The sequence below is a fragment of the Herbaspirillum autotrophicum genome, assembly GCF_001189915.1.
GTDB classification, from domain to species: domain Bacteria; phylum Pseudomonadota; class Gammaproteobacteria; order Burkholderiales; family Burkholderiaceae_D; genus Herbaspirillum; species Herbaspirillum autotrophicum.
Genome location: NZ_LFLS01000055.1, coordinates 1 through 23,850 on the forward strand (window position 1 = coordinate 1; position 23,850 = coordinate 23,850).

General features: G+C 54.4%; 15 protein-coding genes and 1 tRNA gene. All 16 read left to right on the forward strand.

Annotated elements, in window-relative coordinates; translation table 11 throughout:
- Positions 1 to 75: 75 nt before the first annotated feature.
- Positions 76 to 151: transfer RNA gene (locus AKL27_RS25765), tRNA-Trp, on the forward strand.
- Between the two features lie 36 nt (positions 152 to 187).
- The gene (gene secE, locus AKL27_RS25770; RefSeq protein ID WP_050465767.1) at positions 188 to 568 is read left to right on the forward strand and encodes a preprotein translocase subunit SecE; all 381 of its coding nucleotides are present in this window, start codon (positions 188 to 190) and stop codon (positions 566 to 568) included.
- Between the two features lie 2 nt (positions 569 to 570).
- Complete coding sequence (nusG, locus tag AKL27_RS25775) at positions 571 to 1,161, forward strand: transcription termination/antitermination protein NusG (RefSeq protein ID WP_050465768.1); 591 nt, start codon at positions 571 to 573, stop codon at positions 1,159 to 1,161.
- Between the two features lie 136 nt (positions 1,162 to 1,297).
- The gene (gene rplK / locus AKL27_RS25780; RefSeq protein ID WP_050465769.1) at positions 1,298 to 1,729 is read left to right on the forward strand and encodes a 50S ribosomal protein L11; all 432 of its coding nucleotides are present in this window, start codon (positions 1,298 to 1,300) and stop codon (positions 1,727 to 1,729) included.
- Positions 1,729 to 2,424, forward strand: coding sequence for a 50S ribosomal protein L1 (rplA, locus tag AKL27_RS25785; protein ID WP_050465770.1), 696 nt, complete (start codon positions 1,729 to 1,731; stop codon positions 2,422 to 2,424). Before rplK ends, rplA begins: the two co-directional genes overlap by 1 nt.
- A gap of 325 nt (positions 2,425 to 2,749) precedes the next feature.
- A complete protein-coding gene (gene rplJ / locus AKL27_RS25790; RefSeq protein WP_050465771.1) occupies positions 2,750 to 3,298 on the forward strand; it encodes a 50S ribosomal protein L10 in 549 nt (182 codons plus the stop codon).
- A 107-nt stretch (positions 3,299 to 3,405) separates the two neighbouring features.
- Positions 3,406 to 3,780: a 50S ribosomal protein L7/L12 gene (gene rplL / locus AKL27_RS25795; RefSeq protein WP_050465772.1), complete on the forward strand. Its 375-nt coding sequence runs from the start codon at positions 3,406 to 3,408 to the stop codon at positions 3,778 to 3,780.
- Positions 3,781 to 4,060: 280 nt separating this feature from the next.
- Positions 4,061 to 8,167, forward strand: a complete 4,107-nt coding sequence (gene rpoB / locus AKL27_RS25800) for a DNA-directed RNA polymerase subunit beta (protein ID WP_050465773.1) — start codon at positions 4,061 to 4,063, stop codon at positions 8,165 to 8,167.
- 246 nt (positions 8,168 to 8,413) lie between these two features.
- Positions 8,414 to 12,652 (forward strand): DNA-directed RNA polymerase subunit beta', encoded by a 4,239-nt coding sequence (gene rpoC / locus AKL27_RS25805; protein WP_050465774.1) that lies wholly within the window; start codon positions 8,414 to 8,416, stop codon positions 12,650 to 12,652.
- 351 nt (positions 12,653 to 13,003) lie between these two features.
- The gene (locus tag AKL27_RS25810) at positions 13,004 to 15,271 is read left to right on the forward strand and encodes a TonB-dependent hemoglobin/transferrin/lactoferrin family receptor (RefSeq protein WP_332308369.1); all 2,268 of its coding nucleotides are present in this window, start codon (positions 13,004 to 13,006) and stop codon (positions 15,269 to 15,271) included.
- Positions 15,272 to 15,416: 145 nt separating this feature from the next.
- A complete protein-coding gene (locus tag AKL27_RS25815; protein ID WP_232311110.1) occupies positions 15,417 to 16,442 on the forward strand; it encodes a ChuX/HutX family heme-like substrate-binding protein in 1,026 nt (341 codons plus the stop codon).
- A gap of 498 nt (positions 16,443 to 16,940) precedes the next feature.
- Complete coding sequence (locus AKL27_RS25820; RefSeq protein ID WP_050465776.1) at positions 16,941 to 19,205, forward strand: TonB-dependent hemoglobin/transferrin/lactoferrin family receptor; 2,265 nt, start codon at positions 16,941 to 16,943, stop codon at positions 19,203 to 19,205.
- Between the two features lie 60 nt (positions 19,206 to 19,265).
- Positions 19,266 to 20,378 carry a hemin-degrading factor gene (locus AKL27_RS25825; RefSeq protein WP_083439306.1) on the forward strand — a complete coding sequence of 371 codons (1,113 nt, stop codon included), beginning with the start codon at positions 19,266 to 19,268 and terminating at the stop codon, positions 20,376 to 20,378.
- Positions 20,379 to 20,655: 277 nt separating this feature from the next.
- Positions 20,656 to 21,039, forward strand: a complete 384-nt coding sequence (gene rpsL, locus AKL27_RS25830; protein ID WP_050465777.1) for a 30S ribosomal protein S12 — start codon at positions 20,656 to 20,658, stop codon at positions 21,037 to 21,039.
- A gap of 146 nt (positions 21,040 to 21,185) precedes the next feature.
- A complete protein-coding gene (gene rpsG / locus AKL27_RS25835) occupies positions 21,186 to 21,656 on the forward strand; it encodes a 30S ribosomal protein S7 (RefSeq protein ID WP_050465778.1) in 471 nt (156 codons plus the stop codon).
- Positions 21,657 to 21,782: 126 nt separating this feature from the next.
- Positions 21,783 to 23,850, forward strand: a 2,068-nt coding sequence (gene fusA / locus AKL27_RS25840) for an elongation factor G (RefSeq protein WP_050465779.1), incomplete at its 3' end; no start/stop codon positions are given.

A 23,850-nucleotide genomic window follows, 5' to 3' on the forward strand; every position in this document is an offset into this window, starting at 1 on the left:
AGAATAAAAGAGTAGCATGTTGCCGCAGCGCGAAATTCGTGTTGCGGCATTCGTGTCTCAATCGTAAGTTTTTGTAGGGGCGTAGCTCAATTGGCAGAGCGTCGGTCTCCAAAACCGAAGGTTGGGGGTTCGATGCCCTCCGCCCCTGCCACCGATTCTGGTGTGTAGGGTACTGAAAGTAAATTAAATGTCTAACCAGCCTGTCCAGACCGTTGGTGCTTCAAGCGACAAGATCAAGGTTGCCCTGGCAATCGTGGCCGTGATCGCCGGCGTCGTCGGTTTCTTTGTGTTGTCAGGTCAGTCTACCGCCGTGCGTGCATGTGCTCTGGTAGTTGGTTTGCTGGTGGCAATCGGGTTTGCCTGGACTTCTGAGCAAGGCCGTGGCTTCATCAGCTTTGCCAAAGAGTCGATTCGCGAAACCAAAAAAGTTGTCTGGCCTACACGCAAGGAAGCAATGCAGATTACTGCAATCGTTTTTGCTTTCGTGCTGATCATGGCAATCTTTCTCTGGGGTACGGACAAGCTGCTCGAATTCCTGTTGTATGACGTAATTTTGGGCTGGAAATAAACATGAGCGATAGCACACAAGACGGCGCACCAGTTGGTGCGCAAAGCGCATCTAGTGCTGGTAAAAAGCGCTGGTACGTTGTGCATGCCTACTCGGGCATGGAAAAAAGTGTGCAGCGTGCATTGACCGAGCGCATCGATCGCGCTGGCATGCAAGAGCAATTCGGCCAGATTCTTGTGCCAACTGAAGAAGTTGTCGACGTCAAGAATGGTCACAAATCGGTTACCGAACGTCGTTTCTTTCCCGGCTATGTGCTGGTCGAAATGGAAATGACTGATGAAACCTGGCATCTGGTGAAAAACACCAGCAAGGTCACCGGATTCATCGGCGGCAAGTCGAATCGTCCGACACCGATTCCACCGCACGAAGTCGACAAGATCATGCAGCAGATGCAAGACGGTATCGAGAAGCCACGGCCGAAGGTACTGTACGAAGTCGGCGAAATGGTTCGCATCAAGGATGGTCCGTTCACAGACTTCAACGGCAATGTCGAAGAAGTCAATTACGAGAAATCCCGCGTTCGCGTATCGGTCACTATTTTCGGTCGTGCCACTCCGGTTGAACTGGAGTTCGGTCAGGTCGAAAAAGTCTGATTCAGACAAGCATTTCAAGCGCCCGCCGGCGCGCGGCAAAATCCAATTTTGCCGAATCCGGCAAGCAGAGGAGCCCCGGTAAGATGTCGCAAGACAAATGACAAGGCGCTAATACTCAATCAACGTAGGAGCCATCATGGCAAAGAAAATCATTGGTTTTATCAAGCTGCAAGTTCCGGCTGGTAAAGCAAACCCATCCCCACCAATCGGTCCGGCACTCGGTCAGCGCGGTCTGAACATCATGGAATTCTGCAAAGCGTTCAATGCACAGACTCAAGGCGTTGAGCCAGGCATGCCAATTCCAGTCGTGATCACCGCATTTGCCGACAAGTCTTTCACATTCGTGATGAAGACACCACCGGCAACATACCTGATCAAAAAGGCTGCGGGCATCCAAAAGGGTTCGCCGAAGCCACATACTGATAAAGTTGGCAAGCTGACACGTCAGCAAGCTGAAGAAATCGCAACGACCAAGAAGGCGGATCTGACTGCTGCCGATATGGAAGCAGCCGTGCGTACAATCGCCGGTTCCGCTCGTTCGATGGGCATCACGGTGGAGGGTCTGTAATGGCTAAGTTATCCAAGCGTATCAAAGCATTCAAAGACAAGATTGATCGTACCAAGGCTTATCCGTTCGACAATGCTGTCGCACTGATCAAAGAAGCGGCAACTGCCAAGTTCAACGAATCGATCGACGTATCCGTCCAATTGGGCGTTGATGCGAAGAAGTCGGATCAGGTTGTCCGTGGTTCGGTCGTGTTGCCTGCCGGTACCGGCAAGACTGTTCGCGTCGCTGTTTTTGCTTCCGGTGAAAAAGCCGAGCAAGCCAAGGCAGCAGGCGCTGACGTGGTCGGTATGGAAGATCTGGCCGAAATGGTCAAAGCCGGCAACATGCCTTTCGACATCGTGATCGCATCGCCAGACACAATGCGTATCGTTGGTACTCTGGGTCAAATCCTGGGTCCACGCGGTCTGATGCCAAATCCGAAGGTCGGCACTGTTACTCCTGACGTCGCTACAGCGGTCAAGAACGCCAAGGCTGGTCAAGTGCAATACCGTACCGACAAGGCTGGCATCATTCACGCCACCATCGGTCGCAAGTCGTTCAGCGACGCAGATCTGAAGTCGAATCTGGTTGCTCTGATCGATGCACTGAACAAAGCCAAGCCAGCAACCAGCAAGGGTGTTTACCTGCGCAAGGTTTCGCTGTCGTCCACAATGGGCGCAGGCGTTCGTGTAGATCACGGTACATTGTCGGCTTAAGCAAGAATCAAGTCCTCGTTGCCTGATGGCGGCGGGGCGCATCTTTGGGCTGTACCGGTTTTTCGCAAGAAGGCCGGTGCAGGCAATCAAAGACCGTTGGGCGGCGTGCAGCAGTCGGGCACAAAGTTAAAACGTCAGGTGCAACAGCGTATCTGATTCCCAACGCAGATGGTGAACCCGAACAAGTTTTGCAGTCTCGAGCAGCGTGTTGATATTTTGATTCGTTGCAAAGAACTCCTAACTTCGGACGCCGTGTTCGAACCGATGCAAGGCAAGCGGACTTTGGGTTCGTGTTATCGCCAAGCATCATTTTTGGAGGTTGATCTTGAGTCTCAATCTGAATGACAAGAAGGCCGTCGTCGCCGAAGTCGCAGCCCAAGTGGCAACTGCACAGACTATCGTCGTGGCCGAATACCGTGGCATCCAGGTTGGTCACTTGACGCAACTGCGCGCAAAAGCGCGGGACCAAGGCGTATATCTGCGCGTGTTGAAAAACACACTCGCACGTCGCGCTGTTGAAGGTACCGCGTTTGCCGACCTCGCCTCCCAACTGACCGGCCCGCTGATCTATTCGATCTCGGATGATGCCGTTGCTGCAGCTAAAGTCATCGCTGACTTTGCTAAGACCAACGACAAGCTGGTAGTCAAGGCAGGTAACTTTGCAGGCAAATCGCTGGATAAAGCAGCGGTTGTTGCATTGGCAAATATCCCAAGCCGCGAAGTCTTGCTGGCCCAGTTGTTGGGCATGATGCAAGTTCCGGTTGCTGGATTTACGCGTGGTCTGGCTGCTCTGGCAGCCAAAAAAGAAGCCGAATCCGGCACAGTGGCAGCTCCGGCTGCAGAAGCAGCACCAGCTGCCGAAGCCGAAGCCTGATTCGCCTGACCGCTCCGTGCGGTCGCGATGTTGGCAAGGTCCTGTGTCTTTCGCTTTTTAGCGTCAGTACCGACTAGATGTTTTATCGAAAAAATTAGGAGTTTCAAATGGCAATTAGCAAAGACGATATCCTGGAAGCCGTAGGCAACCTGACAGTATTGGAATTGAATGATCTGGTAAAGGCATTCGAAGAGAAGTTTGGCGTATCCGCTGCAGCGATGGCTGTTGCTGGTCCTGCAGGCGGCGGCGCTGCTGCAGCTGCTGAAGAGCAAACTGAGTTCACAGTTGTTCTGTCCGAAATCGGCGCAAACAAGGTTGGCGTGATTAAGGCAGTTCGCGAAATCACCGGTCTGGGCTTGAAAGAAGCTAAAGATCTGGTTGATGGTGCTCCGAAGCCAGTTAAAGAAGGCATTGCCAAGGCAGACGCCGATGCAGCCAAGAAGAAGCTGGAAGAAGCTGGCGCCAAGGCAGACATCAAGTAATTGTTCTGCTGGAATTTTCGTCGCACTAAGGACGAATTGTTCCGCCGGAGTCAAAGTGCAGAATCCCTCGCAAGGGGATTCGGCTTTGGCTCCTTTGTCGTTTCGTAATTTTGTATGCGAATTTTTGTATGTTTAACGGTTGTTGTTCCTGTTCCCGCAGGCAGATGACAGCCCAGACTGAAGGGCTGAGACTTGAGGTTTCGCCGTAATCGGAGTGCAGCAAGATGCAATCCGGGCGAGTCCTGAACTCTCTATCCTTCCTGTCACTCACGGAGTGTCCATGCACTACTCATTTACTGAGAAGAAGCGTATTCGTAAATCTTTTGCGAAACGCGCTAACGTCCACAACGTTCCGTTCCTGCTAGCGACTCAGATCGAGTCATACCAGACATTCTTGCAAACGGACAGAGTACCGTCCCAGCGCAAGAACGAAGGTCTGCAATCGGCCTTCACCTCCATCTTTCCAATCGTGTCGCACAATGGATTTGCGCGCCTCGAATTTTTGTCGTACGTCCTGGGCGCACCGCCTTTTGACGTCAAGGAATGCCAACAACGTGGTTTGACTTTTGCATCGCCGTTGCGTGCGAAAGTGCGTCTGGTGATTCTGGACAAGGAATCGCCAACCAAGCCGGTCGTCAAGGAAATGAAGGAGCAGGAAGTCTACATGGGCGAATTGCCGCTCATGACGACGACCGGTTCGTTCGTGATCAACGGTACCGAGCGCGTGATCGTATCGCAGCTGCACCGTTCGCCAGGCGTGTTCTTTGAACATGACCGCGGCAAGACGCACTCCTCGGGCAAGTTGCTGTTCTCGGCCCGTATCATTCCTTACCGTGGCTCGTGGCTCGACTTCGAGTTCGACCCGAAAGACATCCTGTTCTTCCGCGTTGACCGTCGCCGCAAGATGCCTGTGACGATCCTGCTCAAGGCAATCGGCATGACATCCGAGCAGATTCTGGCCAACTTCTTCGTGTTCGACAACTTCGCGCTGCGTGCCGAAGGCGCCGAAATGGAATTCGTGCCTGAACGTCTGCGTGGTGAAGTTGCGCGTTTTGACATCGCTGACAAGGCCGGCAAGATTCTGGTCGCCAAGGACAAGCGTATCAACGCCAAGCACGTTCGTGATATCGAAGCTGCCGGCATCAAGCACATTTCGGTTCCGGAAGACTACCTGCTGGGCCGCGTTCTGGCCAAGAACATCATTGACGGCGACACCGGTGAAGTGATTGCCAGCGCCAATGATGAACTGACCGAAGAATTGCTGGCGCGTCTGCGCGAATCGAACATCAGCGATATCCAGACGCTGTACACCAACGATCTGGATCAGGGTGGCTATATTTCGCAAACCCTGCGCGCTGATGACACATCCGATCAGACCGCTGCACGCGTGGCGATCTATCGCATGATGCGTCCTGGCGAACCGCCAACCGAAGATTCGGTTGAGGCGCTCTTCAACGGCCTGTTCTACAGCGAAGATCGTTACGATCTGTCCGCAGTGGGCCGCATGAAGTTCAATCGCCGTATTGGCCGCGATGAGCTGACTGGCGCCATGACGCTGTCGAACGACGATATCCTGGCCGTGATCAAGATTCTGGTGGAACTGCGCAATGGCCGCGGCGAAGTCGATGACATCGATCACTTGGGTAACCGTCGCGTCCGTTGCGTCGGCGAACTCGCTGAAAATCAATTCCGCGCTGGTCTGGTGCGGGTCGAACGTGCAGTGAAAGAACGCCTCGGCCAAGCCGAAGCGGACAATCTGATGCCGCACGATCTGATCAACTCCAAGCCGATTTCTGCCGCTATCCGTGAATTCTTCGGTTCGTCGCAGTTGTCGCAGTTTATGGATCAGACCAATCCATTGTCGGAAATTACGCACAAACGTCGCGTATCCGCTCTGGGACCTGGTGGTCTGACACGTGAACGCGCCGGCTTTGAAGTACGTGACGTGCATCCGACCCACTATGGCCGTGTCTGCCCGATCGAAACGCCTGAAGGCCCGAACATTGGTCTGATCAACTCGCTGGCGCTGTATGCACGCCTGAACGAATACGGCTTCCTGGAAACCCCGTATCGCAAGGTTGAGAACAACAAGGTATCGGATCAGATCGATTACCTGTCGGCCATCGAAGAAGGTCGTTACATCATCGCTCAGGCCAATGCCACCATCGATGCATCGGGCAAGCTGTCCGATGAACTGGTGTCGGCACGTGAAGCCGGTGAAACCATTCTGGTCTCGCCGGAACGCGTTCAGTACATGGACGTGGCGCCAGGTCAGGTGGTTTCGGTTGCTGCTTCGCTGATTCCGTTCCTCGAACACGATGATGCGAACCGTGCATTGATGGGCGCCAACATGCAACGTCAGGCGGTTCCTTGCCTGCGTCCTGAAAAAGCGCTGGTGGGTACCGGTATCGAACGTACCGTGGCAGTTGACTCGGGTACCACAGTGCAGGCATTGCGCGGCGGTATCGTCGATTACGTCGATGCCGGCCGTGTCGTGATTCGCGTCAATGACGACGAAGCAACTGCGGGTGAAGTCGGTGTTGATATCTACAACCTGATCAAGTACACCCGTTCGAACCAGAACACCAACATCAACCAACGTCCGATCGTCAAGGTTGGTGACCGGGTTGCCAAGCATGACGTGATCGCCGACGGCGCATCGACCGATCTGGGCGAACTGGCTCTGGGTCAGAACATGCTGGTGGCGTTTATGCCATGGAACGGCTACAACTTCGAAGATTCGATTCTGATCTCCGAAAAGGTTGTTGCCGATGACCGCTACACTTCGATTCACATCGAAGAATTGTCGGTCGTGGCACGTGACACCAAGCTGGGCGCCGAAGAAATCACACGTGATATTTCGAACCTGGCAGAAAATCAGCTGGCACGTCTGGATGAATCCGGTATTACCTACATCGGCGCTGAAGTCGAAGCCGGCGATACCCTGGTTGGTAAGGTCACGCCAAAGGGCGAAACCCAACTGACACCGGAAGAAAAGCTGCTGCGCGCGATTTTCGGCGAGAAGGCTTCCGATGTTAAGGATACGTCGCTGCGCGTACCATCCGGCATGGTCGGTACCGTGATTGACGTGCAAGTGTTTACCCGCGAAGGTATCCAACGCGACAAGCGCGCACAGCAGATCATCGATGATGAACTGAAGCGCTATCGCCTGGACCTGAACGACCAGTTGCGTATCGTTGAAGGCGATGCCTTCCAGCGTCTCGAAAAGATGCTGATCGGCAAGGTTGCCAACGGTGGTCCGAAGAAACTGGTCAAGGGCACCAAGCTGACCAAGGAATACCTGGCCGATCTGGACAAGTACCACTGGTTCGATATTCGTCCGGCAGAAGACGACATGGCGACAGCACTGGAAGCGATCAAGGAATCGATCGCCGAAAAGCGTCACCAGTTCGATCTGGCTTTCGAAGAGAAGCGCAAGAAGCTGACGCAGGGCGATGAATTGCCGCCAGGCGTGCAAAAGATGGTCAAGGTTTACCTGGCCGTCAAACGTCGCCTGCAACCAGGTGACAAGATGGCGGGTCGCCACGGTAACAAGGGTGTGGTTTCGCGCATTCTGCCAATCGAAGACATGCCGCACATGGCCGACGGTACACCGGCAGACATCGTGCTGAACCCGCTGGGCGTGCCATCGCGGATGAACGTTGGTCAGGTGCTGGAAGTTCACCTGGGCTGGGCAGCCAAGGGTCTGGGCCTGCGTATCGGCGAAATGCTGAATGCGCACGTGCAGATTGCTGAACTGCGCAAGTTCCTGACGACCATCTACAACGAATCGGGCAAGAAGGAAGAGCTCGACAAGTTCAGCGATGAAGAAATCCTGGAACTGGCAAGCAACCTGAAGAAGGGCGTTCCGTTTGCAACGCCGGTGTTTGACGGTGCGCATGAAGATGAAACACGTCGCATGCTGGATCTGGCTTATCCGGATCACATCGCCAAGCAACTGGGCATGACCGCCTCCAAGAATCAGGTCACGATGTATGACGGCCGTACCGGCGAAGCTTTCGAGCGTTCGGTTACCGTCGGCTACATGCATTACCTGAAACTGCATCACTTGGTGGACGACAAGATGCATGCCCGTTCGACCGGTCCTTACTCGCTCGTTACCCAGCAACCGCTGGGCGGCAAGGCGCAGTTCGGTGGTCAACGCTTCGGTGAGATGGAAGTCTGGGCACTGGAAGCCTACGGCGCATCGTATGTGCTGCAGGAAATGCTGACTGTGAAGTCCGATGACGTGAATGGCCGGACCAAGGTTTATGAAAACCTGGTCAAGGGCGATCACGTGATTGACGCCGGCATGCCGGAGTCCTTCAACGTGTTGGTCAAGGAAATCCGCTCGCTCGGTATCGATATCGATCTGGAACGCGACTGATGTTCTGAAGGGGAGTGACGGTTCAGCCGTCGCTCCCCTGTCTGGTTGTATGAAGCAAGACAGCAAAGCAGTAAAACCGTAAAAAGTCTCTGCAGTTTGGACGTACAAGACTGTCCCGGTACAGGCGGAACCCGGCGCAAGCCACGGCTCTCCCGCATGTGCGAACAGGGTGTAAGCAGTAGGGTACGGCCACCTCGTTATACATAGCGCGTTACATAGCGTCCTCACGCCAACCTGGAGTGATACATGAAAGCACTGCTCGATTTATTCAAGCAAGTTCAGCAAAACGAACAATTCGACGCGATCAAGATTGGTCTTGCGTCCCCTGAAAAAATCCGTTCGTGGTCCTACGGCGAAGTCAAGAAGCCGGAAACCATCAACTATCGTACATTCAAACCTGAGCGCGACGGTCTGTTCTGCGCCAAGATCTTTGGCCCGATCAAAGACTACGAATGCCTTTGCGGCAAGTACAAGCGCCTGAAGCACCGCGGCGTGATCTGCGAAAAGTGCGGCGTTGAAGTCACACTGGCCAAGGTGCGTCGTGAGCGCATGGGCCACATCGAGCTGGCCTCGCCGACTGCCCACATCTGGTTCCTGAAATCGCTGCCGTCACGTCTGGGCATGGTCCTCGACATGACCCTGCGGGATATCGAACGTGTTCTGTATTTCGAAGCCTATGTTGTGACCGATCCTGGCATGACTCCGCTGAAGAAGTGCCAGATCATGTCGGAAGATGACTTCGCAGCCAAGTACGAAGAGTACGGCGACGACTTCACCGCATTCATGGGCGCCGAAGGTATCCGCGAATTGCTGCGTTCGATCGACATCGACCGCGATGCAGAAACTCTGCGCGTGGAACTGAAGGAATCGAAGTCCGAAGCCAAGATCAAGAAATACGCCAAGCGTCTGAAAGTGCTGGAAGCATTCCAGCGTTCCGGTATCAAGCCGGACTGGATGATCATGGAAGTGCTGCCAGTGCTGCCGCCGGAATTGCGTCCGCTGGTACCGCTGGACGGCGGTCGTTTCGCGACCTCCGATCTGAACGATCTGTATCGCCGCGTCATCAACCGTAACAATCGTCTGAAGCGCCTGATGGAATTGCGCGCTCCTGAAATCATCACGCGCAATGAAAAGCGGATGTTGCAGGAAGCGGTTGACTCGCTGCTGGACAACGGTCGTCGCGGCAAGGCAATGACTGGCGCCAACAAGCGTCCGCTGAAGTCGCTGGCCGAAATGATCAAGGGCAAGGGCGGTCGTTTCCGTCAAAACTTGCTGGGCAAACGCGTCGACTATTCCGGCCGTTCGGTGATCGTGGTGGGACCGCAGCTCAAGTTGCATCAATGCGGCTTGCCGAAACTGATGGCGCTGGAACTGTTCAAGCCATTCATTTTCAACAAGCTCGAATTGATGGGTCTGGCGACTACCATCAAGGCTGCCAAGAAACTGGTTGAAATTCAGGAACCTGTGGTCTGGGACATCCTGGAAGACGTGATCCGCGAACATCCGGTCATGCTGAACCGCGCACCGACATTGCACCGTCTGGGTATCCAGGCGTTTGAGCCGGTCCTGATCGAAGGCAAGGCCATTCAGTTGCATCCGCTGGTGTGCGCCGCGTTCAACGCCGACTTCGACGGTGACCAGATGGCGGTCCACGTTCCATTGTCGATCGAAGCGCAGATGGAAGCGCGTACGCTGATGCTGGCGTCGAACAACATTCTGTTCCCGTCCAACGGCGAACCGTCGATCGTACCTTCCCAGGATATCGTGCTGGGTCTGTACTACGCGACTCGCGAAGCCATCAATGCCAAGAACGAAGGCATGATGTTCCAGGACGTGTCGGAAGTCATTCGTGCCTACGACAACAAGGAAGTTGAACTGGCGACCCGTATCACCGTGCGTATCGTCGAGAATCCAAAGGATCTCGACACAGGTGAGTTCGTCAGAACAGTCAAGCGTTACGAGACCACTGTCGGTCGTGCGATCCTGTCGGAAATCCTGCCTAAGGGCTTGCCATTCTCCGTGCTGAACCGTGCACTGAAGAAGAAGGAAATCTCGAAGCTGATCAACACGTCGTTCCGAAAGTGCGGTCTGCGCGCAACGGTCGTCTTTGCCGATCAACTGATGCAATCGGGTTTCCGTCTGGCGACCCGTGCCGGTATCTCGATCTGCGTCGATGACATGCTGGTGCCGCCACAAAAGGCGACCATCATTGCGACCGCCGAAAGCGAAGTCAAACAGATCGAACAACAGTACTCCTCCGGTCTGGTAACAGCCGGCGAGCGCTACAACAAAGTGGTGGATATCTGGGGCAAGGCCGGTGATGACGTCGGCAAGGCCATGATGGACCAGCTGAAGGTGGAAGATGTCGTCCGCCGCGATGGTACCAAGGGCACTCAGGAATCGTTCAACGCGATTTACATGATGGCCGACTCCGGTGCGCGTGGTTCCGCAGCCCAGATTCGCCAGTTGGCAGGTATGCGTGGTCTGATGGCCAAGCCGGACGGTTCGATTATCGAAACGCCGATTACCGCGAACTTCCGCGAAGGCCTGAACGTGTTGCAGTACTTCATCTCGACCCACGGTGCCCGTAAGGGTCTGGCGGATACCGCGTTGAAGACAGCGAACTCGGGTTACCTGACACGTCGTCTGGTTGACGTTACCCAGGATCTGGTCGTGATCGAAGATGATTGCGGCACTTCCAACGGTGCGTCGATGAAGGCCATGGTCGAAGGCGGTGAAGTTATCGAAGCGCTGCGTGACCGTATTCTGGGTCGTGTTGCTGCCACCGACATCATCAATCCGGAAACACAGGCTACGCAATACGAAGCCGGTACGCTGCTGGACGAAGATGCAGTGGAAGAAATCGAACGTCTGGGCATCGACGAAGTCAAGGTACGTACACCGCTGACTTGCGACACCCGTTACGGTCTGTGCGCCAAGTGCTACGGTCGCGATCTGGGCCGCGGCTCGATGGTCAACTCCGGTGAAGCAGTCGGTGTTATCGCCGCGCAGTCGATCGGTGAGCCAGGTACTCAGCTGACCATGCGTACGTTCCACATTGGTGGTGCGGCATCGCGTGCAGCAGTGGCGTCGTCGGTTGAAGCCAAGTCGAACGGTACCATCCGCTTCACGGCGACAATGCGTTACGTCACCAACGGCAAGGGCGAGCTGATCGTCATTTCCCGTTCCGGCGAAGTGTTGATTACCGATGACCTGGGCCGTGAGCGTGAGCGTCATAAAGTACCGTACGGTGCGACGCTGATCGTCAAGGACGGTCTGGTGATCAAGGCTGGTACAGCATTGGCAACATGGGATCCGCTGACCCGTCCTATCATCACCGAGTACACCGGTACCGTGAAGTTTGAAAACGTCGAAGAAGGTTCGACCGTGGCCAAGCAGATCGATGAAGTGACCGGTCTGTCGACATTGGTGGTTATCGATGCCAAGCGTCGCGGTTCGTCCGCCGCTAAGATCTTGCGTCCGCAGGTCAAGCTGCTCAACGAACAAGGCGAAGAAGTCAAGATCGCCGGTACCGAACATGCAGTGACGATCGGCTTCCAGGTTGGTGCGCTGATTACCGTGAAAGACGGTCAGCAAGTTACCGTCGGTGAAGTGCTGGCGCGTATCCCGACTGAATCGCAGAAGACACGTGACATCACCGGTGGTCTGCCGCGTGTTGCCGAGTTGTTCGAAGCGCGTTCGCCGAAGGATGCAGGTATGCTGGCTGAAGTCACAGGTACTGTGGCATTCGGTAAGGAAACCAAGGGCAAGCAACGTCTGGAAATTACAGACATGGACGGCGCCAAGCATGAATTCCTGATCACCAAGGACAAGCAGGTACTGGTGCATGACGGCCAGGTGGTGAACAAGGGTGAAATGATTGTTGACGGTCCGGCTGATCCGCAAGACATTCTGCGTTTGCTGGGTATCGAAGCGCTGGCACGTTACATCGTCGACGAAGTGCAGGACGTGTACCGTCTGCAAGGCGTGAAGATCAACGACAAGCACATTGAAGTGATCGTGCGTCAGATGTTGCGTCGCGTGCAGGTGGTCGATCCGGGCGATACCAACTACATCACCGGTGAGCAGGTTGAGCGTTCCGAATTGCTCGACGAAAACGATCGCGTAGTGGCAGAAACCAAGATTCCTGCAACTTACGAGAACGTGTTGCTGGGTATTACCAAGGCATCGTTGTCGACCGATTCGTTCATCTCGGCCGCATCGTTCCAGGAAACTACCCGCGTGCTGACCGAAGCCGCGATCATGGGCAAGCGCGATGGCCTGCGCGGTCTGAAGGAAAACGTGATCGTCGGTCGTCTGATCCCTGCCGGTACCGGTCTCGCGTATCACCGTGCCCGCAAGGAAAAAGATGCATGGGAAGCCGAAGAGCGTACTGCGTTGCTGGAATCGGAACGTCAGGCACGCATCAGCGAAACCGAAGCACATTCGGCTGAAACATTTGGCGGCGCCGACGGCGAAGCTTGATGTAACAGCAAGCCCGCAGCGTATCGCGGGTGAAATGAAAACGGCGTCAGAAGAAATTCTGACGCCGTTTTTTTATGTCGAAAATGTATTGATTTACCGGCGAATAGTAATAATTCGACAATGAATGCTTATTTGGGAAATCATCGAAATATTGCTTTTGTGGAAACAAAAATTCAAAGACAATAGCGTTTCACATTTACTTTGGCGAAATTTTCTTTTGCTAAACGCTGACGTGTCGAACTCCGGCATAAGGAGTCATCAACACCGCACCGCCGCCAAGCCGGTTGAGTGCATCAATCAACTCGGTAGCCAGCCGTCGTACACCGCTAGTAATCCATCTGAAAACGGGGAATGGATACGATGGTCTTGTACAAGAAAAAATTGGCACTGGGGTTGGTGCTGGTGCTGCAGCAATGCTTGCTGTTACCGGCGATGGCCCGGCAGCAGGATAAACCCGATGCCAATCTGGAAGACGTCACGGTCACGGCGAGTCGCGGTGGTGCCGGTGATATCAATCATGCTGCCGCAACCGTATCAGTGATCACCGCTGAAGACCTGGAAGAACACAATGCCAAAGACATCAAAGACGCCCTGCGCTATGAGCCGGGCGTGGATGTGCGTCGGTCCGCATACCGGCCAAGTGGAGCAACGGGCATTACCGGGAGAGCAGGAAACGAGGGCATCAGCATACGCGGGCTCGATGGCAACCGGGTGCTGCTGCTGGAAGATGGCGTGCCATTGCCACGCGCTTACAGCATGGGTGTCACGAGTGCCGGACGCGGCGCCTATACCGACACGGAGTTGTATCAGCGCATAGAAATATTGCGCGGGCCGGCTTCATCAATGTATGGCAGCGATGGCCTGACCGGTGCCGTCAACTTCATCACCAAAGATCCGCAAGACTTGCTCAATGCAGTTGGCAAAAGCAGCTATTTTTCGATCAGACCGTCCTATGATTCGGTGGATCACAGCCTGTCGACCACCGCGACGATGGCGTTCGGGAGTGAACGCTGGCAGGGCATGCTGGTATTCGGCGGACGCTACGGCAACGAAACCGACAACAAGGGTGAGCAGGATATCACCGGCGAGAATCGCACCCGGTCCGACCCGCTGCGTTACAACAACCGTTCGGCGTTGGGCAAGCTGGTATTCAAGGCTAGTGCGCAAAATACGTTCAAGCTGACTGTTGGCGTGCTTGAGAACAAGATGAGCGGAGAAGGTTTATCGGCATTCGGCATGAATAGCCTGGGAACCGCTGTTACGACCGGATACCAGACGCGCAGTAAAGTCAGCAGCAACAGAGTCGGATTGACGTATGACTACAACGACAGCGACCAAAAGCTGATACAGAAACTACAGGCTGTACTCTATTATCGCGAGGCAAAAACCAATCAATATGCCAATCAAGCGTATGTTGCTACCAGAGGCCGCGCCATCGAGCAAACACGCTCACGGGATACCAATTATGCCGACGCAATATTCGGCGGCAGTATTTTGGCCGAGAGCAATTTCCACAGCGGCGGCCTCAAGCACAAACTGGTGTATGGATTGGATGCCAGTCTGTCGACACTGAAGACCAGCGCGAGCGGATCAGAATGGCGTACTTGTACCGGATTTGAGTATTGTGAATATTTTCCGAAAACTGAATATACGGTGTTCGGTTTCTACGCCCAGGATGAAATGCGTTACGGTGCAATGACGCTGATACCAGGCCTGCGCTATGACACCTATGAGTTGAAGCCGAAAGGCAGTGCCAAATATGACGCGCAAGCCGGTGCCAATGGACAGCCGGCAGTAACGAGCTCGGACAGTGCCCTCTCGCCGAGACTGGCGCTGCTGTATGAAGTGTCGCCAGCCCTGATCCCTTATGTTCAGTATGCGAGAGGATTTCGAGCGCCTTCACCGCAGGACGTGAATTCATTTTTCTCAAACGTGACATCTCGCGGTGCGTATCGCCAGATATCCAATCCCGATCTCAAGCCTGAAACCAGTAATTCATATGAGCTGGGGCTACGCGGCAAGTTGACGATATCGTCGGGTCAACTGCGTTACAGCGCCGCTGCTTTTTATGGTCGCTACAGCAATTTCATTGAGATGCAAAAGAGCGGTACGGGAGCCCCAGGTAATTCCGTCATTTATCAAAACGTGAACGCCGCCAAAGCCAAAATATCCGGATACGAAGGAAAGCTGGATTGGCGCCTCAACGGTGGCTTCAGTATGAAAACCGGCTTTGCCTACACCAAGGGCACGCGAACCGACCGCACCGGCAAGCAAAGCGGACTGGACAGTATCTCGCCGCTATCGGTCGTACTTGGCTTGCGCTACGAGCCAAGTGATATCTGGTTCGCGCAGACGGACATGATTTACAACACGGCCAAGAATCGGGCAGACATCAAGAAGTCGACAGATTTCGTCTCGCCGTCATTCTTTGTCACCGACATCAGCGGCGGCTATCGACTCAACAAGCACGCGATTATCTACGCCGGCATTCGCAATCTGTTCGATCGCCACTACTGGAGCTGGAACGATATCCGCGGCTTGAGCATCTCCGATATCAACAAGGATGCCTTCACCGAGCCAGGTCGCAGCTTCAACATCAGCGCCAAATTCGAGTATTAACGCGGCGGGCGCTGGTCGCCCTTCGATCGATTGCAGTATCAATCAACCGGAGTAATGCAATATGTCAGGCAGTCAGTTCTTGATAAAACGAATCGCAGCAGGAGTGATCGGCATGAGTGTGATGGCTTCTGTGGGAGCGCAGCCTGTGGCGTCAGGTATCGCGTTGATGACGCAGGGCAAGGTGCAACAGGAAGCCGCATCGGAAGCAGAATTGTTGTCTGCGAAAGTGGGCAAAGGCGTGATCCGCCTGCGCGACGGCGAGAAGGAATGGAAGGCGATCTACGACCGGCTCTATGCGTTGGGACAAATCAGGTCAGTGACACACAACGGCAGTGTCGTAGTTGAACGTATCGGCAGCGTGACCAAGGCGCGTCTGAATGAGGAAGGGCGCGTGGTGCCTCCAACCGGGTTTCTCGGCGGTGCGATTGATCTGCGTTTCATGATGGACAAGTGGCGTTCCGGGTTCGCGCTGGAGCAGGCGGATCAGTACGGGAAAGTGCAATACAGTTTGCAGTTTTATGATCACACCGGCACGGCCGTCAACAAAATATTTCTGGATAACAATCAAGCCGTACCGGCGTTCAGGAAACTGGTTGTCGATTTCAAGGCCCCGGTTCAGAGAGTCGTATTCAAGGCCGAACCCTTGCCGCATAAAACTGGAGCCAAACCGGTGACAACGGAAGATGTAAAGGAACTGAAATTGTCCTGGAGCGAGCTGACGGACGTACACGACTTCGGACGACTGCTTAAAGACTTGGGAATCAGTCGCGAGCAATCGTTTGAATTGATCGGTACCGATGCGGCTTACAAGATTGCGCCGCGCGCCGTCCACGTGTTGTTCGATGAAGCGGCGAAGTCAGGTCAGCCATTGCTGGTATTTGTATCCAATCCCGGGATCATACAAATCTATGGTGGCAAGGTGGAGCAGGCGACGGCAGCCGGCGACTGGTATCAGGTGCAGGCACCGGACTTTCGGATGGCATTGCGCAAGGCCGGTATAGCGCGAGGCTGGGTAGTGAAGCGCCCGGCCAGGGATGGCATGATTACGTCGGTCGAGTTTTATGACGCAAACGGCGACCAGATCATCAACATTTTTTCGCGTCGCGAAAAAAATACGGAAGAGACCGCAGTCTGGCGCAAGATCGTGGCAGGTTTGGAGCATGCCTCCTGAACCTTGCATTGTCGCAGCGCCCGCCGGCGCTTGAAGAGCAGGCGTTGACTCGCGGATTACCGGAAAGCAGCTGAAGCGCAACGCATCAGAACAGTCGCTGTACAGAGCGAACGGCATAGCCGGATGGCCCGCTCAAGGCCGCAGACGGCATCAGGAACAACGGCATCAGAAGAAATTCTGGTGCCGCTTTTTTTATGGTTGATGCGAATATGAAACGGCGAATACAAGTTTCTTTGAATCGTCTTGAGTCAGAAGAATCTTTCTACTACAATCCACAAATAATAATAATTCTTATTTACAAAGTTTGTTTTTGCTTCGACGGGCAGGATGCCTTGCGGCCGGCAGCGTGCTGCCAAATGCCAACTTCGCTGCGCGTCAAAATACAAAAGTACATCCGACGCTGACGTCGGATGGCAGGTATACGGCAAACAATAATCACAATAACTCAGGTAGCCAGCGTAGACGCCAGTAACCTAATCCACTCAGGGAATGGTTACTATGCGTTTCTGCAAAAAGAAACTCGCGCTGGCTACGGCCGTCGTATTGCAACAATGGGCTGTCATGCCTGCATTGGCACAACAATCGCCACAATCCGCGCCACAGTTGCTGGCGCAAAGCCGGCCACTGGACGACATTACCGTTATTTCCGCACGTGGCGTAGACGCCGATCTCAATCGTGTCGCCGCCACCGTATCGGTGATTACCTCGGAAGAAATCGAGCAGCAAAACGCCAAGGACATCAAGGATGCCTTGCGCTACGAGCCGGGTGTGGAAGTGCGCCGCTCGGTCTATCGTGTTGGCGGTGTGACGGGCGCCTCGGCCACCATGGGGCGTGGCGGCAATGAAGGCATTAGTATTCGCGGCCTTGACGGCAATCGCGTGATGCTGCTGGAAGACGGCGTTGCCCTGCCGCGCTCGTTCAGCCAGGGCACGATGTTCGCCGGACGCGGCGCCTACACCGATACCGATCTGTATCAACGCATTGAAATCCTGCGCGGCCCGGCGTCGTCGATGTACGGCAGTGATGGCCTGACCGGCGTCGTCAATTTTGTCACCAAAGATCCGCAAGACCTGCTCAACGTCTTCGGCAAGAGCAGCTATTTTGCGGTACGTCCGTCCTATGATTCCAGCGACAACAGCTACGGGGCCACCGGCACCATGGCGTTCGGCAATGACGTCGTGCAAGGGATGCTGGTGCTGAATGCGCGTCACGGCAATGAGACCGAAACCAAGGGCAGTGTCGGCGGTGCGGGGACGGCCCGCACCAAGGCTGATCCGCTTACCTATGACAATCGTTCCGCGCTGGGAAAGCTGGTGTTCAAGATTGACCCGCGTAACGTGCTCAAGCTGAGTTTTGAAACAGTCGAGAACAAATTGCGCGCCGATAGTCTGTCAGCAGTGGCGCTGCCGAACATCACGGGCTATCAAAGCACCAGTGATGTCAACAGCAACAAACTCCAATTGATCTTCGAGCATGACAATGCTGACAATCCCTATCTGCAGAAGCTGCGTGCCAATCTGTACTATCGCGATGCAAAGACGCATCAATATTCGTTTGAGAGCGGTTTGGCACCAACCCGGCCACGTTTCCGTGACATCACTTACCAGGACGATATCGTTGGCGGCGGTGTGCTGGCCGAGAGCAGTTTCAATACAGGCTACGTCAAACACAAGCTGACCTATGGTATCGATGCCAGCATGGCGACGATGCAAATGTCGGCTTCAGGTACCGCCTGGAATACGTGCACCGGCACGCAGTATTGCGAATACTTTCCGAAGACCGAGTACAGCGTCATTGGCAGCTATGTGCAGGACGACATGCGCATCGGCGCATTGAGCATCATCCCCGGATTGCGCTATGACGCCTACAAGCTGGAGCCAAAGGCCAGCGCCAAGTACGACAAGCAAGCCATCGCCAATGGTCAGCCCGCCACCACAAAAACGGATAGTGCACTGTCGCCGCGATTGGCGTTCATGTATGAAGTGACGCCGGCATTCATTCCGTATGTGCAGTACGCAAGGGGCTTCCGTTCGCCATCGCCGCAAGAAGTCAATTCCTACTTCAACAATGCTGCACAGGGATACTCCCAGGTTGCCAACCCGAATCTGAAATCCGAAACCAGCAATTCCTATGAGGTGGGCTTCCGTGGCAAGCTGCCATCGGCGCTCGGCCTCTTCAATTACAGCGCCGCTGCGTACTATGGAAAATATCGGAATTTCATTGACGTGGTGGTTGTTTATCCCGGCAGCCTGACTGCGGCAGATCCGCGCATCAACCAATACATCAACGCAGCAAAGGCGACGATACAAGGTCTCGAGGGGCGTCTCGACTGGCGTATGGAAAATGGTTTGACGGTGAAGACCGGCTTCGCCTACACCAAGGGTAAATCCACCAATCAGGCCGGCAAAGAGGCCGGGCTGGAATCGGTGGCGCCGCTGTCGGTCGTCGCCGGCGTACGCTACGAGCCGAATCAGGTCTGGTTCCTGCAAAGCGATGTGATCTACAACGCGGCCAAGAAGAAGGACGATATTCCGACCGCCACCAACTTTGTTTCGCCATCGTTCTTCGTGATGGATCTGAGCTCGGGTTATCGTTTCAGCAAGAATGCCGTGCTGTATGCCGGCATCCGCAACCTGTTTGACCGCAAGTATTGGAGCTGGACCGATATCCGCGGCCTGTCATTGGCAGACAACGCAACCAACAAGGACGCCTATACCGAACCCGGCCGTAGCTTCAACATCAGCGCGAAATTCGAATACTGATGTGGCAGCGCCCATCGTGCTTTGAGTAATCACGGTAATCATCAACTGGAGCAAGAAATCATGTCAGGAAAAGTATTTAACGCAGGTCGCATGGTCGTCGCCGCGGTCAGTTTTGGTGTTCTGGCAGCGGCGGTTGCGCAGGCCGAAACGCCCGCGCAACAACACCTGCATGCGCGCGAGCAGGCACAACAACAGGGGATCTCCGAAGCTGAACTGCTGGCCGCCAAAGTCGGCAATGGTGTGACGCGATTGCGCGATGGTCGCGAGGAATGGAAGGCCATCTTTGACCGGATCTATGAGTTGGGACAAATCAAATCGGTGACGCGCAACGACAGTGCTGTGATCGAACGTGTGGGCAGTGTCACCAAGGCGCGCCTGAATGAGGAGGGGCGAGTCATACCGCCTTCCGGATTCGCCGGCGGGGCAATCGACTTGCGGTTTTCGATGGATAAGTGGAGTTATGGTTTTGCCGTGGAGCAACCGGCGAAGAACGGGAGGACGCTGCGCAGCCTGCAATTTTTTGATCAGAGCGGCACGGCGGTGATCAAGATCTATCTGGATAACGAATCAGGCCTGCCGGCCTTCAATAAACTGGTGGCGGATTTCAAGGGAGCGCAGCAGCCGGAGAAACTGAATGTCAGCGCGCCGAAGTCGAGGCCGGCGCACAAATCGACTGCCGACGCTGACGTCAAGGAGCTGCGCCTGGCATGGAGTGAATTGACGGATGTGCATCAGTTTGCCCGGCTGGTGAAGGATCTTGACATCACGCGTGAGCAATCACTGGAGCTTATCGGTACCGATTCGGCCTACCGCCTTGCGCCGGCGGCAATTGAAACGCTGTTTACAGAGGCATCGAAACAAGGTCAGCCGGTCCTGGTATTCGTCTCCAACCCGGGCATGATACAAATATACGGCGGCAAGGCAGACAAGACAGCGGTGGTCGGCGACTGGTTTCAGGTACAGGCACCGGATTTGAAGCTGGCTTTGCTGCGCGCTAATATTGATCGCGGCTGGGTGGTGAAGCGTCCGGCCAAGGACGGCATGATCACTTCCGTTGAGTTTTACGATAAAAAGGGTGATCAGATCATTAACATTTTCTCTCGCCGTGAAAGAAACAAGGAAGAAAGCGCAGTTTGGCGTAAGATCGTGGCAGGTCTTGAGCGCTCTTCCTGAGCGCTGCCGGTGGCCGTTGCATTTTTGCAGCGTCCACTGCGGCGCGAAAAGCTGACCTTGACCCTTTCGGTTTTCAGGAATATACTCGCGAGTTCTCGATTTTAGGCTCTTCAGGGCTTAAGCGTTCTTTAGTCTGCTTCCGCTTTCTGCGACGCTTCTTCCTTTTGTCTGCTGAATCGTAATGCACAGTTTCTTTCGTGCAAGTATCTTGTTTAGTCCCGGGCAATCGTTTTCGGAACTAATGTTATTAACGTCGTACTTTGTTGGATAAAAAACGATGCCAACCATCAATCAATTGATTCGCCAGCCACGCGTCTCTGCGGTCGTGAAAAGCAAATCGCCGGCGCTGGAAAACAGCCCTCAGAAACGCGGTGTATGTACCCGTGTTTACACAACGACACCTAAAAAGCCAAACTCCGCTTTGCGTAAAGTCGCAAAAGTGCGTTTGACCAACGGTTTCGAAGTGATTTCGTACATCGGCGGTGAAGGCCATAACTTACAAGAGCATAGTGTGGTTCTGATTCGCGGCGGTCGCGTAAAAGACTTGCCGGGTGTGCGTTACCACATGGTTCGCGGTGCACTGGATACCCAGGGCGTCAAGGATCGCAAGCAAGCTCGCTCGAAGTACGGTGCGAAGCGTGCGAAGGCTGCAAAGAAGTAATAAGTTTTCGTCCGGCGCAAGCCAGATGAAGTGTGTCGGTCCATGAAGGACCGAGTAAGTGGAAGGTTATGATGACCATCCGCGAGTGAAAGCGAAGAGTGCAAGTGGTAATCGCTCACTCAACTGAAGACTGAAAAGGAATCGAAATGCCACGTCGTCGTGAAGTCCCCAAGCGGGAAATTCTGCCAGATCCAAAATTCGGCAATGTTGAAGTTGCTAAGTTCGTTAACGTTCTGATGCTGTCGGGCAAGAAGTCTGTTGCTGAAAACATCATCTACGGTGCGTTTGACCATATCCAGACCAAGACAGGCAAAGATCCGCTGGAAGTGTTTTCCGCAGCGTTGAACAATTGCAAGCCTATGGTCGAAGTGAAGTCCCGCCGTGTTGGTGGCGCCAACTACCAGGTGCCTGTTGAAGTGCGTCCTGTCCGTCGTATGGCGTTGTCGATGCGTTGGTTGCGCGAAGCCGCAAACAAGCGTAGCGAAAAATCCATGCCGCAACGTTTGGGTGGTGAATTGATTGAAGCGGCTGAAGGCCGTGGCGGTGCGATGAAGAAGCGCGATGAAGTTCACCGTATGGCTGAAGCGAATAAGGCGTTCTCGCACTTCCGCTTCTAATAGACTGGGCAGTTGTCTCCTTACGGGGAGCCAGCTGTCCGCATCTGAAATTTGTTCGAGCCGAGCGCATATTTTCATTGAAAAATAACGCTCGGTTTCGTGCATTAAAAGACTTAGGATTAAATCATGGCTCGCAAGACCCCCATTGAGCGCTATCGCAATATCGGTATTTCCGCTCACATTGACGCAGGCAAGACCACCACTACAGAACGTGTGTTGTTCTATACCGGCGTGAACCACAAGATTGGTGAAGTGCATGATGGCGCGGCCACCATGGACTGGATGGAACAAGAGCAAGAGCGCGGCATCACGATTACTTCCGCTGCTACCACCTGTTTCTGGAAGGGCATGGCGGGTAACTTCCAGCCACACCACATCAACATCATTGATACCCCGGGCCACGTTGACTTCACAATTGAAGTTGAGCGTTCGATGCGCGTTCTGGATGGCGCCTGCATGGTTTACTGTGCAGTCGGTGGCGTGCAGCCACAATCCGAAACAGTATGGCGTCAGGCTAACAAGTACAAGGTTCCACGTCTGGCATTCGTCAACAAGATGGACCGTACCGGCGCGAACTTCTTCAAGGTTTTCGAGCAAATGCGCGCACGCCTGAAGGCCAATCCTGTTCCTATGCAGGTGCCTATCGGTGCTGAAGAAAATTTCGAAGGCGTGATCGATCTGGTCAAGATGCGCGAAATCATCTGGGATGACGCATCCCAGGGCATGAAATTCGAATACAAGGAAATTCGCGAAAGTCTGTTGGCTGAGGCGAAGAAGTGGCGTGAGAACATGGTCGAAGCGGCTGCTGAAGCATCAGAAGAACTGATGAACAAGTATCTGGAAGAAGGCGACCTGACTGAAGAAGAAATCAAGACTGCGATTCGTCAACGTACCATTGCCAGCGAAATCGTGCCGATGATGTGCGGCACAGCGTTCAAGAACAAGGGCGTGCAGGCAATGCTGGACGGCGTGATCGAATACCTGCCGTCGCCAATCGATATTCCGCCTGTCCCAGGTCTGAATGAAGATGACGAGCCGGTTGTGCGTAAAGCAGAAGATGGCGAGAAGTTCTCGGCGCTGGCATTCAAGATCGCAACTGACCCGTTCGTTGGTCAGCTGTGCTTCATCCGTTGCTACTCGGGTACGTTGAACTCGGGCGATACCGTATTCAACTCGGTTAAAGAGAAGAAAGAACGTATCGGTCGTATCGTTCAGATGCACGCGAACCAACGTGAAGAAATCAAGGAAATGCTGGCAGGCGATATCGCCGCTGTCGTTGGCCTGAAAGACACAACTACTGGTGACACATTGTGCGACGACAAGGCAATTGTGGTCCTCGAGCGCATGGTGTTCCCGGAGCCGGTGATTTCGCAGGCTGTCGAGCCAAAGACCAAGGCTGACCAGGAAAAGATGGGCCTGGCGCTGAACCGTCTGGCTGCTGAAGATCCTTCGTTCCGCGTGCGTACCGATGAAGAATCGGGTCAGACCATCATCGCCGGTATGGGCGAGTTGCATCTGGACATTATCGTTGACCGCATGAAGCGTGAATTCAACGTTGAAGCGACCGTTGGCAAGCCACAAGTTGCTTATCGCGAAACCATCCGCAAGACTTGCGAAGAAATCGAAGGCAAGTTCGTCAAGCAATCCGGTGGTCGTGGTCAGTACGGTCACGTGGTTCTGAAGATCGAGCCGCAAGAACCGGGCAAGGGCTTTGAATTCATCGACGCGATCAAGGGTGGTACTGTTCCGCGTGAATACATCCCTGCAGTTGAAAAGGGTGTTCGCGAAACACTGAACTCGGGCGTGCTGGCCGGTTATCCGGTTGTGGACGTCAAGGTTACGCTGTTCTTCGGTTCCTACCATGATGTTGACTCGAACGAAAATGCATTCCGCATGGCCGGTTCGATGGCGTTCAAGGATGGTTGCCGTAAAGCCAGCCCGGTCATTCTGGAGCCAATGATGGCAGTTGAAGTTGAGACTCCTGAAGACTACGCCGGTACTGTGATGGGCGATCTGTCGTCGCGTCGCGGTATGGTTCAGGGTATGGATGAAATTGCCGGCGGTGGCGGCAAGATCATCAAGGCCGAAGTGCCGCTGTCGGAAATGTTCGGTTACTCGACATCGTTGCGTTCGGCAACGCAAGGTCGTGCGACATATTCGATGGAATTCAAGCACTACTCCGAAGCACCGAAAA

Excerpts from the sequence above, each read along its gene's own strand:
- secE (WP_050465767.1), top strand. The coding sequence starts at position 188 with ATGTCTAACCAGCCTGTCCAGACCGTTGGTGCTTCAAGCGACAAGATC.
- nusG (WP_050465768.1), top strand. The coding sequence starts at position 571 with ATGAGCGATAGCACACAAGACGGCGCACCAGTTGGTGCGCAAAGCGCA.
- rplK (WP_050465769.1), top strand. The coding sequence starts at position 1,298 with ATGGCAAAGAAAATCATTGGTTTTATCAAGCTGCAAGTTCCGGCTGGT.
- rplA (WP_050465770.1), top strand. The coding sequence starts at position 1,729 with ATGGCTAAGTTATCCAAGCGTATCAAAGCATTCAAAGACAAGATTGAT.
- rplL (WP_050465772.1), top strand. The coding sequence starts at position 3,406 with ATGGCAATTAGCAAAGACGATATCCTGGAAGCCGTAGGCAACCTGACA.
- rpoB (WP_050465773.1), top strand. The coding sequence starts at position 4,061 with ATGCACTACTCATTTACTGAGAAGAAGCGTATTCGTAAATCTTTTGCG.
- rpoC (WP_050465774.1), top strand. The coding sequence starts at position 8,414 with ATGAAAGCACTGCTCGATTTATTCAAGCAAGTTCAGCAAAACGAACAA.
- AKL27_RS25810 (WP_332308369.1), top strand. The coding sequence starts at position 13,004 with ATGGATACGATGGTCTTGTACAAGAAAAAATTGGCACTGGGGTTGGTG.
- AKL27_RS25820 (WP_050465776.1), top strand. The coding sequence starts at position 16,941 with ATGCGTTTCTGCAAAAAGAAACTCGCGCTGGCTACGGCCGTCGTATTG.
- AKL27_RS25825 (WP_083439306.1), top strand. The coding sequence starts at position 19,266 with ATGTCAGGAAAAGTATTTAACGCAGGTCGCATGGTCGTCGCCGCGGTC.
- rpsL (WP_050465777.1), top strand. The coding sequence starts at position 20,656 with ATGCCAACCATCAATCAATTGATTCGCCAGCCACGCGTCTCTGCGGTC.
- rpsG (WP_050465778.1), top strand. The coding sequence starts at position 21,186 with ATGCCACGTCGTCGTGAAGTCCCCAAGCGGGAAATTCTGCCAGATCCA.